At 59.8% G+C, this 15,409-nt stretch carries 13 protein-coding genes; 9 read left to right on the top strand and 4 right to left on the bottom strand.

What is annotated here, in order from left to right:
• Positions 1 to 49: 49 nt before the first annotated feature.
• Entirely contained in the window at positions 50 to 871 is an 822-nt protein-coding gene (locus DX909_RS09985; protein WP_128545028.1) for an SDR family NAD(P)-dependent oxidoreductase, read from the bottom strand.
• Positions 872 to 1,001: 130 nt separating this feature from the next.
• On the opposite strand from DX909_RS09985, the gene DX909_RS09980 reads away from it, so the two are divergent.
• The 5 genes from DX909_RS09980 to DX909_RS09960 all read left to right on the top strand — a co-directional run bounded on the left by DX909_RS09980 (position 1,002) and on the right by DX909_RS09960 (position 4,132).
• Complete coding sequence (locus tag DX909_RS09980) at positions 1,002 to 1,610, top strand: NUDIX hydrolase (protein ID WP_128545027.1); 609 nt, start codon at positions 1,002 to 1,004, stop codon at positions 1,608 to 1,610.
• 219 nt (positions 1,611 to 1,829) lie between these two features.
• Positions 1,830 to 2,168, top strand: a complete 339-nt coding sequence (locus DX909_RS09975; protein ID WP_128545026.1) for an ArsR/SmtB family transcription factor — start codon at positions 1,830 to 1,832, stop codon at positions 2,166 to 2,168.
• On the top strand, positions 2,146 to 2,676 hold the full coding sequence (locus DX909_RS09970; protein WP_128545025.1) for an SRPBCC family protein: 531 nt from the start codon (positions 2,146 to 2,148) through the stop codon (positions 2,674 to 2,676). The genes DX909_RS09975 and DX909_RS09970 overlap by 23 nt, the downstream gene beginning before the upstream one ends.
• 2 nt (positions 2,677 to 2,678) lie before the next feature.
• Entirely contained in the window at positions 2,679 to 3,254 is a 576-nt protein-coding gene (locus DX909_RS09965) for a dihydrofolate reductase family protein (protein ID WP_206512988.1), read from the top strand.
• 50 nt (positions 3,255 to 3,304) lie between these two features.
• Positions 3,305 to 4,132: an alpha/beta fold hydrolase gene (locus DX909_RS09960; RefSeq protein ID WP_128545024.1), complete on the top strand. Its 828-nt coding sequence runs from the start codon at positions 3,305 to 3,307 to the stop codon at positions 4,130 to 4,132.
• Positions 4,133 to 4,233: 101 nt separating this feature from the next.
• Here the strand turns inward: DX909_RS09960 and DX909_RS09955 are convergent, their stop codons facing one another.
• A complete protein-coding gene (locus DX909_RS09955; RefSeq protein ID WP_128545023.1) occupies positions 4,234 to 6,606 on the bottom strand; it encodes a TonB-dependent receptor in 2,373 nt (790 codons plus the stop codon).
• Positions 6,607 to 7,106: 500 nt separating this feature from the next.
• Here DX909_RS09955 and DX909_RS09950 point away from each other — a divergent pair, with 500 nt between their 5' ends.
• The 4 genes from DX909_RS09950 to DX909_RS09935 all read left to right on the top strand — a co-directional run bounded on the left by DX909_RS09950 (position 7,107) and on the right by DX909_RS09935 (position 13,549).
• The gene (locus DX909_RS09950; RefSeq protein WP_128545022.1) at positions 7,107 to 7,778 is read left to right on the top strand and encodes a hypothetical protein; all 672 of its coding nucleotides are present in this window, start codon (positions 7,107 to 7,109) and stop codon (positions 7,776 to 7,778) included.
• 170 nt (positions 7,779 to 7,948) lie between these two features.
• Positions 7,949 to 8,287 (top strand): PadR family transcriptional regulator, encoded by a 339-nt coding sequence (locus tag DX909_RS09945; RefSeq protein ID WP_128545021.1) that lies wholly within the window; start codon positions 7,949 to 7,951, stop codon positions 8,285 to 8,287.
• A complete protein-coding gene (locus DX909_RS09940; protein WP_206512987.1) occupies positions 8,284 to 10,872 on the top strand; it encodes an ABC transporter permease in 2,589 nt (862 codons plus the stop codon). Before DX909_RS09945 ends, DX909_RS09940 begins: the two co-directional genes overlap by 4 nt.
• A gap of 7 nt (positions 10,873 to 10,879) precedes the next feature.
• Positions 10,880 to 13,549: an ABC transporter permease gene (locus DX909_RS09935; protein WP_128545020.1), complete on the top strand. Its 2,670-nt coding sequence runs from the start codon at positions 10,880 to 10,882 to the stop codon at positions 13,547 to 13,549.
• A gap of 3 nt (positions 13,550 to 13,552) precedes the next feature.
• Here DX909_RS09935 and DX909_RS09930 read toward each other — a convergent pair whose 3' ends face one another.
• Together DX909_RS09930 and DX909_RS09925 are read right to left on the bottom strand one after the other, a co-directional pair.
• On the bottom strand, positions 13,553 to 14,314 hold the full coding sequence (locus tag DX909_RS09930; protein WP_128545019.1) for a LytR/AlgR family response regulator transcription factor: 762 nt from the start codon (positions 14,312 to 14,314) through the stop codon (positions 13,553 to 13,555).
• 9 nt (positions 14,315 to 14,323) lie between these two features.
• Positions 14,324 to 15,385, bottom strand: a complete 1,062-nt coding sequence (locus DX909_RS09925; RefSeq protein ID WP_164851244.1) for a sensor histidine kinase — start codon at positions 15,383 to 15,385, stop codon at positions 14,324 to 14,326.
• Positions 15,386 to 15,409: the final 24 nt, after the last annotated feature.

Raw genomic sequence — 15,409 nt, 5'->3', positions numbered from 1 at the left:
GGGAAAACGACCCCGAAGCACCGGGGCGCTCCGGGGTCAACGGGCAGGGCTACCAGTGATGCATGATTTCCGTTTCGGGTTGGGTCGAAACCTTGCGGACCTTTGCCGGGTCACCGACCGCCACCGACCGCATGATCGGCTGGGTAAACCGGTTCATCCAGGCAAACAGCCGGTCGGAGAAGGACACCTCCACCAACTCGCGGTTGAATTCAACCCCGTTGAGCAACTGCTCCACGGCCGAGGCCAGGTTCAGATCCGGCGCAGCCCCGCGGCTGCCGGCCAGGCCGTTTTCGAGCAGGAGAACCGGTTCGTATTCAGGGCAGAAGGCCGTCACCCGGATGCCCAGTTGCTGGCCTTCCGCCCGCAGCGCGCGGGAGAAGGCCACCACGGCCTGTCGGGTGGTCTGGTAGGGGACCCGGCTGCCGCCGAGCGTGGTTCCGGCCATCGAAGCCGTGTTGACGATGTGCCCATAACCCTGCCGGGCCATGTGCCTGTATACTTCCGTCGCCGTAAAAATAACGCCGTTCAGGTTGACGGCCAGCAGCCGCTCCCATTCGTCCGACGTCAGCTCCTGAACCGCCCCCGAGATACCGATGCCGGCATTGCAGAAGGCGTAGTCGATGCGACCGTACTGGTCGGCCACCCGCTGAACGAGCAGCCGCACCGCATGATAATCCGTAACGTCGAGCCGGTACCAGTCGATCCGACCTCCCGACCCGCTCAGTTCATCCGCCAGCCGCTCGACGCCTTTGGCGTCCACATCGGTGGCGATCACCGTTGCACCGTAACCGACGAGCTGTTCGGCCAGTTCGCGGCCGATTCCCGAAGCCGCACCCGTAATGAAAACTACTTCCTCGTAGAAAGACTTCATAAGCGCAGGGTTTTATTGAACGATACAGTAAGTTACGCAACCTCAACCAATTAACAATTGATTTGTTGACGGTATCTATTTACGGGACCGGAATGCGTAGCTTTGAAGGCGAGAATAACAACCTGAAATCATGTCCCACACGAATGATCCGCAGCCCTGGCAGGTGCTGAATTCGGAGTATCTCCACCGTAAACCCTGGTTCACCGTCCGGATGGAAAAAGTCCGGCTGCCGGGGGGCGGTGCCATCGACGAATACCATATCTTCGAATATCCCGACTGGCTCAACGTCGTGGCCGTCACGGATGACGGGCAGCTGGTGCTGATCCGGCAGTACCGCCACGCGGTCGGAGGGGTCCACTACGAGCTCTGCGCGGGCGTCATCGATCCGGGCGAAGAGCCGCTCGAAGCCGCCAAACGGGAACTGCTGGAAGAAACCGGCTTCGGCGGGGGCGAATGGAGCGAACTGATGACCCTTTCGGCCAACCCCGGTACCCACACCAACCGTACCTTTTCGTATCTGGCGACCGGCGTCCGGCCCCAGCAGGCCCAGGATTTGGAAAGCACCGAAGAAATCACCGTTCACATCGTCTCCCCGGAACGCGCCCTCGAAATCGTCGAGCAGGGTGAAATGTTTCAGGCGCTGCACCTGGCGCCCTTGCTGAAATATCTGCTGTCGTTGTCAAAAACCACCCCCCAGCCCCTTCCTGACCGGGGAGCGGAGGCTTCGTTGAAAGCATAACGCCCTCCCGTACGGAACCCCCCGGCCTGCTCCTGACCAGAGAGAGGCCGGGGATACTGTCTGCGCGTAGTGGCCGCCGGCCGTTCCCGTCGGACCGCTGCCTCAATAAAAATTTTCTCTCTTGTGCAACCGAATGGTTGCGGATATATTTGTAACCGTTCGGTGGCGAAGGAGGTATTCAACTGAAATTACCGTGGCCTGCGGCCGCCCCCTTTCCGTATGCGAAGAGATGTTTTTCAGGCGATTGCCGACCCGACCCGACGAGCCATCGTTTTGCTGATGGCCGTGCAGGCGATGACTCCGAACCAGCTTGCGCAGCACTTTTCCATTTCCCGGCAGGCGGTATCCAAACACCTGCGCATCCTGACCGAATGCCGACTGCTGCAACCCGAGCCACGGGGCCGCGAAATCTATTATGTCCTGGAGGCCGGCAAACTCGACGAGATCGGGCAGTGGCTGGAACAATGCCGGAAAAGCTGGGAAAGCCGCTTCAATCAACTGGATCAGGTATTAATCACCCTTCAAGCCAATCAACGTGATACGTCCACTCTCCTTTGACTTCTCGGTCGACAGACCCGGCAAAACCATTGTCGTACTCCGCGAGTTTTCCGCCGAACGCCCGTTCGTGTGGGCCGCCTTCACCCGGCCGGAATTGCTGGACCAGTGGTGGGCCCCCCAACCCTGGAAAACCCGGACCAAAACGATGGACTTCCGCGAAGGGGGGCAGTGGTTTTACGCGATGAACGGACCGGAAGGGGAGGAGAACTGGAATCTCCTTCAATACACGTCCATCCGGCCCCAGGAGCATTTTGCCGCTCATAGTTCGTTCACCGATGCCGAAGGGCGGGTGAGCCCGGAGATGCCCCAGTCGGGCTGGACCCTGACGTTCAAAGAGAGGGGGCCGGTTACGGAGGTGGAAATCCGAATTAGCTTCGAGGATGTAGCCCAGCTGGAAACCATCCTTAAGATGGGCTTTCAGGAGGGATTTACGCAGACGCTGGCGGCCCTCGACCAACAATTGGCCGGGGGGGGGCAGGACCGGATGGAAGGCAGCCGGGAAAGGTAATTGTGGAACTCTCCATGTCGCTGGACGGCTTCATCGCCCGCCCCGACGGCCGCACCGACGAGGTACATGCCTGGTACAGCCAGGGCGATACCGAGGTGCAGATGCCAAACCACGACCTCACCTTTAAAACCGACCCCATCAGCGCGGAGGTAATTCGGGAGTCGTTTCGCCAGTTGGGCGCGAACGTGACCGGCCGGAACACCTTCGAGGATGCTCAAGCCTGGGGTGGTCAGGACCCGATGGGCCTTCCGAGTTTTATCGTTTCCCACCATGTCCCCGACCGGTGGGCTGGTCCCGACTCGCCGTTCACGTTTGTTACCGACGGGGTGGCAAGGGCCATCGCCCTGGCCCGGTCGGCGGCCGGGGATAAGGCCGTCGGGGTAGCCGGTGCCGACATTGCCCGGCAATGCCTGCAACTGGGGCTGCTGGACGAAATTCAGCTCCATCTGGTACCGGTGTTGCTGGGATCAGGCATCCGGCTGTTTGAGGATTCCGGTTCAGGTACGATCGGGCTGGAGAAATTGCGGGTGGTCGAAACCGCCCACGTCACCCACCTCTGGTATCGTGTCGTCAAATAAATAAGGCATTTTTCACCTTCGGAGTCATCACTTTTAACCAGGCAATTGACATGGGTAACGACCAGACTATACAGCCCGCCGACAGCGGCTATGCGGACGTGAACGGGCTGAAGCTATACTTCGAGGTGTACGGCGAAGGGAAACCCCTGGTGCTGCTCCACGGCTCCTACATGAGTATCCCGTTGAACTGGTCGCGGTTCATACCGCTTCTGGCCGAAAGCCGGCAGGTAATCGCCGTGGAGATGCAGGGGCACGGCCGCACCCGGGATATTTTGCGCGAAATCAGTTATGAAGGAATGGCGGACGACGTTTCCGGGCTGCTAGGGCATCTCGGCGTCGATCAGGCCGATATTCTGGGATACAGCATGGGCGGTGGCGTGGCTTTTCAGGTGGCGGTGCGTCACCCGGAGCAGGTACGCCGGCTCGTCGTGATGTCTGCACCCTTTCGGCACGATGGATGGTGGCCCGAAGTGGAAGCCGGTTTTGCTACGTTCACCCCCGAGATGTTCGAGGGCACTCCGATCCGCGAACAATACGAGCGTCTCGGCAACGATCCGGCCCATTTCCCGGAATTTGTGCGAAAGGTGATTAGCATCGACCTGAAGCCCTATGACTGGTCGGAGGAGGTTAAAAAGATAACGGCCCCGGTCTTCCTGGCCATCGGCGACGCCGACGGGGTCCGCTATGAGCACGCTCTGGAGCTTTTTCGTGCCCTGGGGGGCGGAAAATTTGGCGACGTTCACGGCCTGCCCCCATCCCGGCTGGCGATTCTTCCCGGAACGACCCATATCGGGATGATGCAGCGGCCGGATTGGCTGGTTCCGATGATTACCGATTTTCTGGATTCCGACCTCCATCCGGAGCCGCCTACCTTTTAAACCACCCCCCAGCCCCCTCCTGGTAAGGAGGGGGTGGCTCCGCAGGGTTTAAATCTGGCAGCGCTCTCCCCCTCCTTGGCAAGGAGGGGGCTGGGGGGTGGTCAGAACGTAAGCCGGTAGAACGGGATCGGCAGGAAGCCCTGCTGGTAAGCCGTGCCGATGCGGTTGGTGCGCGGATTGTAGGCCTGCTGGAAAATGTTCTGATTATTGGTCAGATTCTGGAGGTCCAGGGCCAGTTCGTGGGTCAGCCGGGCGCGGTTGATCTTGTATCCGATCTTGATGTCGGTCCGGAAATAGGCGGTCTGCTGGTCGGTGAAGGCCCGGTTGTAATCCCGGATTTCGCGGCCCACTTCCGCCGAGCGGTTGAAGTTGATCGGGGTGACGTACCGGCCCCCGGCGGTGGTCAGCTTCCAGTTGATACTGAATACGTTGCCCCGCTTCCCGACCCGGAACTCCCGGCCCGCCAGCACGTTGGCGACAAACCGGTTGTTGAACGGCGTGTTCCGCTCGATGCCGTCGCTGCCCTTGTACTTCGACTCGAACAGGGAGGTCGTGACCAGAAAATAGTAGTTGTCGGCGAAATATTTCTCCAGCGTCACTTCCAGCCCATAATTCCGACCGGTGCCGGCATTGATCAGATTTCCCTTATCGACCGGCGCAAAGTCGGAGCCTTCGGTCAGGAGGGAGAAGTAGCTGGGCGTCCGCTCCACCGGGGCGTCGAAGATCCACTGGTGGTAGGCTTCGACCTTGAGCCGCAGGTTTTCCCGCAGCATCCGGTCATAGCCGACCACGGCGTGGTGGCTGCGCATAAACCCGAGGTCGCGGTTGGTCAGGGCATACCGGCCGTCGGGTTGCGGGCTCTGGTAGAAGTAGGTCAGAATGGGCTGCATCATGCTGTGCAGACCGTAGGCCACGTTCAGCGAGCTTCCCGGGCTTAGCTGATACGTCAGGCCCGCCCGGGGTTCGAGGGCCGTCGAGCCGTTCAGTTCGAGATACTGGAACGTCAGCCCGCCGTTCAGCGTCAGGCGTTCGTCGAAGCGGTGTTTCCACTGGCCGTAGACCTGCGTCAGCATGGTTTCGCCCTGGCTGTTGCGAAGCGAGCGGGCGGCCGGGTAGTACTCCTGATTGGAAAGGTCATACTGGATCAGGTCGGTGATGACCCCGCCCGACACCTTGTCCTTCGCGCTGATCTTGTGCGACAGGAAGGCGTTCAGGGACAGCTTCCGCTGCGTGAAGTCGGCTTTTTCCGCCCGGATTTCCCGGTCGATCACCTTATCGTTTTTGTACAGGATGGTGTCGCCCTCGAACAGCTGCGTCGACTGGGAGCCGGAGAAGGTCAGCTTGCCGTAGGTGCGGTCACTGAAGCGGTGTTCGTAGGAGAGGGCCGCGATGCCGGTCGAATACTTTACGCGGGTGTTGGTGTTTTCGTCGCCGTAGGCATCCGGTTTTTCGGTATCCACGTCCTTGCCCAGGAAGGTCGCGTTGCTCCGCCCGGCCAGGGTCCAGGCGCTCAGGTGCCCCCGTTTGCCCACCGGAATATCGGTCTTGAACGTAAAGTCCTGATACTGCGGCACCCCGACGATTTCAAAACCGATGTTCTTCATCAGGCCCAGGAAGGAATACCGGTAATTGATGAGGTAGGAAGCCTTCGACTTCTTCGAATAGGGCCCTTCCGCCCCGGCTTCCAGACCGTTGAAGCCCAGCTGGCCCAGAAATTCCCGCTTCTCGTCGTTGCCCTTCCGCAGCCGGACGTCGAAGACCGAACCGAGCGCGTTGGCGTATTCGGCCGGGAAGGCTCCCGTCAGAAAGTCGGATTTGGCGAGCAGGTTGTTGTTCAGGAGCGATACCGGCCCGCCCGAGGTGCCCAGCGATCCGAAGTGGTTCGGGTTGGGGATGTTGACCCCTTCGAGCCGCCAGAGGAGGGAAGCCGGTGAGTTGCCCCGGACGATGATGTCGTTGCGGGCGTCGTTGGCCCCGCTCACCCCGGCGAAGTTGGCCGCCATGCGCGAGGGGTCGCCGAAGCTGCCGGCAAACCGGGCGGCATCGGCCGCGTTGAAGGGCCGGGCGCTGACGGTCGCCATCTCGTTGGTCGCCACGGTGCGGTCTTCCGCCCGTTTGTAGGAGACGTTCACCTCGCTCAGGCTGGAAACGCTTTCGGTCAGCGGGAGGTCGAGGACGACCTCTTTCCCGGCGTTGACGATCACCTCATTCAGGGCCAGGTCTTCGTAGCCCACGGAGGTAATTTTCAGTTTGATGCGCCCGACCGGGACGTTGGTCAGCCGGAAGCGGCCGTCGGTGTCGGTCACCGTGCCGATCAGCGGCTCACTGTCGACAACCCGCACGGCGGCCCCGACGACGGGGGTGCGGGAGGCCGCATCGAGAATGGTACCGCGGACGGTCTGGGTGGGGCGGGTGGTCTGGCTGTAGGCGGCCAGGGTGAAAAGGAGGAGAAACAGGGTGGTAAGCGTCTTCATCTCGGCGAACGGTTTTGTGGTTGGTTTACAAGGAGTTCTGATTGATTGGCGGTGTAAAGTTCGCCGTCGGGAGCAGGAACCAAACCGGTTTCCGGCGAGCTGTCGGACCGCCCGGTTGAATTGTTAGACAACTTCGGTGAATTGTGGAAGGGAAGGGGCGAAAACGGAAGAAAAACCGGGGATGAAAAAGATTTTCAAAAAGTTATTGCAACGGATGCAACATTTTATATACCTTTCCCGTCCAATAAGCAAAAGCCGCCTGAAAGGATTGTTTTCCGGCGATGGGATGCCTTCTTGACCAATCTCTCCTGCAAAATCCGGCCGCGTTTCGTCAGCCGTTCTCTTCTTAACCACGCTTGAATTCCCGTATTCTTCTGGACAACGATTTTCATCGTTCCGGTTTTCGTATTTCTTCTACAAACGTTGAAATAATTTTTACCCCTTTTTTTCTCCCAACAAATACGATGGTCATGAAAAATTTCCTCAATGAATGCAGCAGAATGGCAGGAGCCCTCCTCGTTGCCGGTTTCCTCCTGGGTCAGAATCCGGTTTGTGCCCAGACCGAAGGGCATTACACCCGCATCGATTCGACGACGAACGGCTTCTGGAAACTCCGGACGAATTACGCCACCCGCTCCACGGTCATTCAGTTTTTCAATGCGCAGGGCGAGCCGTTGTATCAGGAAACCCTGGCGGGTCGGTATGTCAAACTGACGAAGCGGAACATCCGACTGTTCGACGGAATGCTGAAGCAGCTGATGCAGAGCAGCCTCCTGGCCGACCAGCTCAAAACCCATGAACTTCTTGCCAGTGAGCGCGCCACTTTTCTGCCCACTACATCACGGGAGCGCCCCGAAACCGAAGAAAGGCCCGTCGTGGTGGAGCCGAACGGAACCCTGACGGCCTATCCGGTGGTCAGCCCGACGGGCCGGCTTCAGGTCGGTTTCAACAATCCTGCTCAGGAAAAGATCACGATCGGCCTGGCGACCGAACTCAGCTATTATGTATATAAGGAGGCCACCACACTGGAAACCTACAACCGGGTGCTAAACCTGTCGAAACTGGCCGGCGGCAATTACCGCCTGGAGATCGGGAACTCCCGCCGACGGCTGACTTACCGGCTGACCATCGACAACGACCGCAGGACGTACCTGCTCCGGCCGGTCCGTTAAGACCGTCATTGTTCACTGACCCGAACCTGATTTTTTGTTCGGCACCGGACAGCCCGGTGTACGATTTCGGACAGGTATCCGGCGAAAATGGCCTTCAGGATTCACCAGAGGGCTATTTTCGTTTCTGGCCGGAGATTTGTTCTACAAAAATTAATTATATCTCCTTGGCTATGAGACGATCCTATCTGGGTGAGTTTGAAGAGGTGGTTCTGCTGACGGTGGCGGTGCTGGGTGAAGGTGCCTACGGGGTGGCCATCACCGACGAACTCGACCGGCAGACCGGCCGTTCCGTGAGCATCAGCGCTGTGCATGCGGCCCTCCACCGGCTGGAAGAAAAGGGCATGCTGACCTCCCGGCTGGGCGAGGCCACCGCCGAACGCGGGGGCCGCCGGAAGCGGCTGTTTGCGGTGACGGTGCTGGGCAGCCGGACGCTGCACGACATCCGGGCCATGCGCGAACGACTCTGGGATTCCATCGCTCCGCAATCCCTCCCCGCCGTCAGTCTATGAAACCGCAAACGATGCCGCCCCGCTGGGCCGGAAAGCTGCTGGAATGGTGCTGTGCACCCCACCTGCTGGAGGAGGTCGAAGGCGACCTGTACGAACGCTTCGGCCGGAACATGCATCTGTATGGGGAAAAAACCGCCCGGAGGCTCTATGCCCGGGAGGTGCTTGGATTCCTGAGACCGCAGTTTCTGAAACGAAAACAAGAAACCGACCCTAAACCTTTCTTTGTCGATATGCTGCGCAACTATTTTACTGTGGCCTTCCGGAACCTTAGCCGGAACAAAAGTTATGCGTTCATCAACGTGGCCGGCCTGGCGCTTGGTCTGGCGGCCTGCATCGTCATTTTTCTGGTGGTGCGGAACGAACTGACCTACGACGCCTTCCATGCCCGCGCCGACCGGACCTACCGGGTTACCCTGAACGGCATCGACTTCAACCCCAGCGTATCCTTCGCCGTGGCTCCGGCCCTTCGCAACGACTTTCCGGAACTGGAGCTGGTTTCCCAGTATTATTATGAAGGCGAAAGCCTGATCAAGGTCGGCAACGAGCGGTTTCGGGAGGAAGGGCTCGCCTGGGCGGATCAGGATTTTCCCCGGGTCTTCGATTTCGACTGGATCGAAGGCAACCCGGCCACCGCCCTGAAGGAACCGAATACCGTCGTGCTTACCGAGACCGTGGCCCGAAAATATTTCGGAGAAGCAGGCGCCGTCGGCAGGATCATCGGGCTGGATAACCGTCACAATCTGCGGGTTTCCGGCGTCATCCGGGATCTGCCCTCCAACACGCACCTGACGTTCCGGTACCTGGCCTCCTGGGAAACCGTCCGGAAAGAGGTCAACCTGAAGAATTTCTGGTCCATTCAGGGCGGTAATCTGTTCGCCGTTCTGCCCCCGAAACTGGACATCCGTCGGATTGAAGCCCGGCTTCCGGATTTTCTGGTCAAAAACTGGCCGGACCAGTTTGAGAATGACAAGGCGAAACTGCTGATGCAGCCGCTGCGGGAGATCCATTTCGATCAGCGCTACCTGTCGCAGGCCAGCAGTCCGCGCTCAAAAGGAACGATTTACGGACTGGCCGGAATTGCGGTGTTTATCATTCTTTCCGCCTGCATCAACTTCGTCAACCTCGCCACGGCCCAGGCCGTCCGGCGCTCCAAGGAGGTTGGGGTGCGGAAGGTGATGGGGGCGCAGCGGTCGCAGCTGGTGGGGCAGGTGCTGGGCGAAACCGCCATTCTGGTGGCGGTTTCGGTGCTGCTGGCCCTGGCTGCGGTCCGGCTCTTTATTCCCTACAGCCTGCCGCTGCTCAATATCCGGATCGATCCGTCTCATCTGGTGGAACCGGCCGTGATCGGGGTGATTCTGGCGCTGGTTTGCGGAACGATCCTCCTGGCCGGGCTGTATCCGGCGCTGGTGCAGTCGGGCTTTCAGCCGATCATCGCCCTCAAATCCCGGATGACCTCGCCGGGCGGACGCAGTCTCACGCTGCGCAAGGGGCTGGTGATCCTGCAGTTCACCTTCTCGCAGGTTCTGATCATCGGCACGCTGGTGGTGGCCCGGCAGATGGATTTCTTCCGGAATCAGGATCTTGGGTTCGACAAGGAGGCCATCGTCTTGTTTCCGGCGGGCCAGAAGGCCGACATCCTGCGGCAGAAACTGAAGGAAAACCCGGGTGTCGCGGAGTTTAGCTTTTCGTCGGCCAACCCGGCCACCAACTCCAGCTTCATGCCCTTTTCGGCTCCTGAATACGGCATGAACGAGAACGACGTGACCGAACTCAAGCTGGTGGACGAAGCCTATATGCCGATGTTCAAACTCGAACTGCTGGCCGGCGAACCCATCGCCCGGCAAACGAGCAAAGATACCGTCGGCCGGGTGGTCGTCAACCAGACGCTCATCAGACGGCTGGGCTTCCGGAACCCGCAGGACGCCATCGGCAAGCGGTTTCTGGCGGGCGATCAGCCCGCGCAGATCCGGGGTGTGGTGAAGGATTTTCAGAGCGAATCGAAGCACAGGAAAATTCGTGCCTGTATTCTGGCCTACAATACCTCCTGGCTCTGGCAGGTCAGCGTCAAACTCCGGCCCGAGGGCGTACCCCGGACCCTGGCCGCCCTCGAGCGCGAATGGCAGTCGATGAACCCCGATGACGTGTTTCACTACGAATTTCTGGACCAGCACATCGACCGGATTTACACCCAGGAAGAGAAAATGTACAACGCCTTCCGCCTGTTTGCCGGGATCGCCATCCTGATCGGCAGCCTGGGTCTGTACGGGCTGGTGTCGCTGATGGCCGTGCAGCGCACCCGCGAGGTCGGCATTCGGAAGGTGCTGGGGGCGTCGGTCGGCAGCATCGTCGGCTTGTTCTCCCGCGAGTTCGTCTGGCTGATGGCGATTGCTTTCCTGATCGCGGCTCCCGTGGCCTGGTGGGCGATGGACGGCTGGCTGCGGGAGTTTGCCTACCACATCAGCATCGGCCCGGCCCTGTTTCTGGTGGCCGTCCTGACCACCTTCGGCATTGCGGCCCTGACCGTCAGCTACCAGAGCATCCGGGCCGCGCTGGCCAACCCGATCAAGAGTTTGAAAACGGAATAGACATCCGATGAAAGCGAATCCTCCCTTCCTGGCCGAGCGTTTGCTGGCATGGTTCTGCGCGCCCCACCTGCTGGAGGAGGTGCAGGGCGACCTCCACGAACGCTACCTGCGCGACCTGGACCGGTTCGGCGCCGGCCGGGCCGGCCGGCGGTACTGGGTCAATGTGCTGAGTTTTATCCGGCCATTCGCATTGAAACGCCGGCCGGCCGATTTTCCAACGCCCTCCTTATTCCATCCCGTCATGCTACGCAATTACCTGAAAACCTCATTCCGCAGCCTGACCAAACACAAGGTCAGCACCCTCATCAACCTGTTCGGCCTGACGCTGGGCATCCTGGCCTGCCTCGGGATCTACCTGATTACCGATTATGAGCTGAGTTTCGATACCTTCCATCCGGACCGGGAGCGGATCTACCGGCTGGTCGGGGAGGGACAGTTCGGGGCCAAAGGAGAAAAACAGAAATTCGGCTTTCCGCCGAATGCGGTGCCGGCCGCCCTCCGGAAAGAAATTTCGGGGCTGGAAACGGTCGCGGCCTTTCATAACTTCGAGACGGATGTGTTGATTCCCGACGGAACGGAAAAACCGAAACGGTTCGAAAGCCGCCGGCACGGGGTCGACAACGCCGAACTGGTTATCGCCGACCCGGAGTTCTTCTCCATCTTTTCGTACGAATGGCGGGCCGGAAACCCGAAAACCGCCCTCCGGGAGCCGTATCAGGTGGTGCTTTCCGAACGAAAAGCGCATAAATACTTCGGGGACCTGGCGCCGGAGCAGATGCTCGGAAAAGAGGTGATTTACCTCGATTCGGTGCGGGTCCGGGTGGCGGGTATCGTGAAAGACCGCGACCGGCCGACCGACTTTACCTTTACCGATTTTATCTCCTCGGCCACGCTCCGGGCCAGCCCGCACATGAAGTGGATCAACCTCGACGAGTGGGACGACATCTGGTCTTCCACGCAAGCCTTCGTCAAACTGCCTGCCGGAACCGATCCTGCCCAGTTGACAAAACCGTTCCAGGATTTCTCCCGACGGCATTTCCGCCAGGAGTTCAAGTTCGTACCGGCCTTACAGCCCCTGTCCGACCTGCACTTCGATGCGGATTATATGGATAACTATTCCCGGAAAGCTCACCTGCCGACGCTGTACGCCATGATGGCCGTGGCCCTGTTCATCCTGCTGATTGCCGCCGTCAACTTCATCAACCTGGCGACGGCCCAGTCGGTCTACCGGGCGCGGGAGATCGGGGTGCGGAAGGTCTTCGGAAGCAGCCGGAAGGGTCTGGTCGCGCAGTTCATGAGCGAGACGGCCATGCTGACCTTCGGGGCCATGGTCGTGGCTATGGCGCTCGTCGGGCCGGTACTTTCGGCCTTCCGGTCGCTGATCCCGGCCGGTCTGACGTATGATCTGTTCAGTCTGAAAACCATCGGTTTTCTGGCCGTGGTCCTGATCGCCACCTCCCTGCTGGCGGGGTTATATCCCTCCTGGGTGGTTTCATCCTACCGCCCCGCCCTGTCACTGAAAGGGCATTCGGTCGTGATGGGCGGGCAGAAAGGGTTTCTGCGGAAGGGCCTGATCGTTTTTCAGTTCACGATTTCGCTGATCTTCATTATCGGCACCCTGCTGGTGGGCCGGCAGATGAGCTTCATGCGGAACAAAGACCTCGGCTTTTCAACGGACGCGGTCGTCTCGGTCGACGTCGGACGGGCCGGAAAGACCGAACTGGTGGCCGAACGGTTCCGGAAGCTGGCCGGGGTAGACCGGGTGACGAAGGAGTGGTTTCCGCCGATGGGCGAAAGCTTTATGATGACCAAACTGAAATACCGGGGCAAACGGGAGATTGAAATGGACGTGTCGGCCAAGGTCGGCGACGAAAACTATATTCCGCTGTATGGCCTGCGCCTGCAGGCGGGCCGGGCCATCATGAAAAGCGACACCTTCAGCGAAATGGTCATCAACCGCACCTACGCCGGGATGCTCGGGTTCCGGAAACCGGCCGACGCCCTCGGTAAACTGGTGGAATGGCAGGGAAAATACTACCCGATCGTCGGGGTGGTGGCCGACTTCCACGAGCAGTCGTTTCACGAAAAGATCGGCCCCGCGTTCATTGCCCACATGCCGCGCAATGAACGCAACCTCGGCGTCCGGCTGGCGACGAAGGGCCGCCCGATGAGCGAGGTAAAAGCCACCCTGGCCGCTATGGAAGAACAATGGAACCAGGTGCATCCCGACACGAAATTCAACTACCGGTTCCTCGACGACTCCATCGCCAGGCTGTACGAAAAGGAGACGAAAACAAGCCGGCTGGTCAGCACCGCCACCGGGATTGCCATTCTGATCTCCTGCATGGGTCTTTTCGGACTGGCTACGTTTACGGCCGAGCAGCGGACGAAGGAAATCGGCGTGCGGAAAGTGCTGGGCGCTTCGGTGGCGAGCATCGTGGCGCTGCTGTCGAAGGACTTCCTCAAACTGGTGGGGCTGGCGCTGCTGATCGCGTCGCCGGTGGCCTGGTGGGCGATGGATAAGTGGCTTCAGGACTTCATCTACCGCATCGACATCGAATGGTGGGTGTTTGTGCTGGCGGGCGTGCTGGCCTGCGGAATCGCCCTGCTGACGGTCAGCTTCCAGAGCCTCCGGGCCGCCCTGACCAATCCCGTCAACAGCCTGCGCTCCGAATGACGGTCACTGATCCAGCCACTCCTTGAACTCTCCGACCCGCTCCCGACTGACGATCACTTCGAAGGCCGTGGCGGGTTGGAGATCCAGTTTCAGCCGGCTGTTGAAATAGGTGTGAATCCGGAGGATGGAGGAGATGCGGACGATGAATTTCCGGCTGATGCGGAAGAAGGTCCGGGGCGGCAGAAAGGTTTCGGTCTGGTCGAGCGTGTAGTCCAGAATCCAGCGTTTTCCGGCCGCATCCACCGCGAAGGTCAGCCCCTCGTCGGAAAAGAGATAAGCCAGTGAATCGACCGGTACGTAGGCCAGCTGCTGTCCGGTTTTGACCAGCAGGCGTTCCTTGTAGGTCGGTTTCGGAACGGAGAGCTGCTTCAGCAGCTTTTCCAGCTCGGGGGCCAGCCCGGCGGGTTCACGGGTCAGGGAATCGTATTTGTCGAGGGCGGCCGACAGTTCTTCGGGGTCGATGGGCTTCAGCAGGTAATCCACGCTGTTGACCTTGAAAGCCTTCAGCGTGTATTCGTCGTAGGCCGTCGTGAAGATCACCGGCGTTTTCACCTCCACCTGTTTGAAAATATCGAAGCTGATGCCGTCGGCCAGCTGAATGTCCAGGAACATCAGGTCGGGTCGCGGAAAGGTCTGGAGCCACTTGACCGAAGCCTCGACGCTGTCGATAACGTCGAGCACTTTCAGGTCCGGGCGCAGACCGGTCAGCATGCGGGTCAGCCGCTTGGCGGCCGGCTGTTCGTCTTCGATCAGCAGAACGTTCATAGGCTGGCGTCAGTCGTTGATGAGAAGTTGTTCTCCGGCCGGGGTGCGGGCGGGCAGCAGCGGAAGGCTCACGGCGAAGGCCTGCGTGGTCACGATCACGTCCACGGGCTGGCTCGCCAGCAGCTGATACCGGTTGCGGATGTTCGGCAGCCCCAGGCCCGTCGAGTCCGTCGGCTGGTTTTTCCGCTGAAGGTTGTTGCGCACGATGACGCGCTCCTTCTCGATAAAGACCTCGATGAACAGCGGTTTCTGGGTAGAAATAATATTATGCTTGACGGCATTTTCCAGCAGCATCTGGAGCGACAGCGGCACCAGCCGGTCCGTCAGGTGCTCGTCCGGAAGGTCGATCCGGATGTTCAGGTTCTCCCCGAACCGAATCTGGAGCAGGAAGGTGTAGGCCTTCAGGGCGGTCAGTTCCTCCTTCAGGCTGACGGTTTGCAGGTCCCTGATTTCCAGAATATACCGGTATACCTTCGACAGCTTCTGCACGAACTCCACGGCCAGATCGGCGTCTTCCGGGATAATGGACGCCAGGGTGTTGAGGCTGTTGAACAGAAAATGCGGGTTGACCTGATTCTTCAGGGTTTCCAGCTGCGACTGGAGGTTCTCCTTCTTCAGCTGTTCGGCCTCCAGCAGGGCGGCCTGAAGGAGCCGGAAATAATAAACACTCTCGTAGATCGCCAGGCAGGTGCCCGTCAGGATGAGGCTGGTGGCATTTTTAGTGAAGGTGGAGGGCGTTTTGATGTTCGGATTCGGCAGGCAGAAATCCAGGAAGCCGTTGATGACGAAACAGGCCAGCAGGGTGAACGTTACCGAAAGAACCATCAGCCAGGTCAGGCGCCGGTGGGTCTGCGATACCAGCGGAAACCGCCTGCGGGTCTGAAAATAGATGACCCGGTTTCCTTCCCAGTAAATCCAGGTATGCAGCAGAGAAACCAGCCAGATCGGAGTCAGCGCCCGGGCACCTTCCGACAGGCTGTGGTCGAAGAAGACCAGCGGCATCATGAAGGCGATCAGCGGAATCCCGAACAGTCGGAAAAGCCGGTCGTCGAAACGGATGGGAGGAGACACGGTATGCATGATGGTCGAACTTCC

Source organism: Larkinella soli (assembly GCF_003703975.1).
In the GTDB taxonomy this organism is placed as follows: Bacteria; Bacteroidota; Bacteroidia; order Cytophagales; family Spirosomataceae; genus Larkinella; species Larkinella soli.
Note: the sequence above shows the minus strand (reverse complement) of the source record. Positions and strands in the feature narration are given on the sequence as shown.

Bases quoted from the DNA above. Each gene is read 5' to 3' on its own strand.
- DX909_RS09985 (WP_128545028.1), bottom strand. From the start codon at position 871: ATGAAGTCTTTCTACGAGGAAGTAGTTTTCATTACGGGTGCGGCTTCG.
- DX909_RS09980 (WP_128545027.1), top strand. From the start codon at position 1,002: ATGTCCCACACGAATGATCCGCAGCCCTGGCAGGTGCTGAATTCGGAG.
- DX909_RS09975 (WP_128545026.1), top strand. From the start codon at position 1,830: ATGCGAAGAGATGTTTTTCAGGCGATTGCCGACCCGACCCGACGAGCC.
- DX909_RS09960 (WP_128545024.1), top strand. From the start codon at position 3,305: ATGGGTAACGACCAGACTATACAGCCCGCCGACAGCGGCTATGCGGAC.
- DX909_RS09955 (WP_128545023.1), bottom strand. From the start codon at position 6,606: ATGAAGACGCTTACCACCCTGTTTCTCCTCCTTTTCACCCTGGCCGCC.
- DX909_RS09950 (WP_128545022.1), top strand. From the start codon at position 7,107: ATGGCAGGAGCCCTCCTCGTTGCCGGTTTCCTCCTGGGTCAGAATCCG.
- DX909_RS09945 (WP_128545021.1), top strand. From the start codon at position 7,949: ATGAGACGATCCTATCTGGGTGAGTTTGAAGAGGTGGTTCTGCTGACG.
- DX909_RS09940 (WP_206512987.1), top strand. From the start codon at position 8,284: ATGAAACCGCAAACGATGCCGCCCCGCTGGGCCGGAAAGCTGCTGGAA.
- DX909_RS09935 (WP_128545020.1), top strand. From the start codon at position 10,880: ATGAAAGCGAATCCTCCCTTCCTGGCCGAGCGTTTGCTGGCATGGTTC.
- DX909_RS09930 (WP_128545019.1), bottom strand. From the start codon at position 14,314: ATGAACGTTCTGCTGATCGAAGACGAACAGCCGGCCGCCAAGCGGCTG.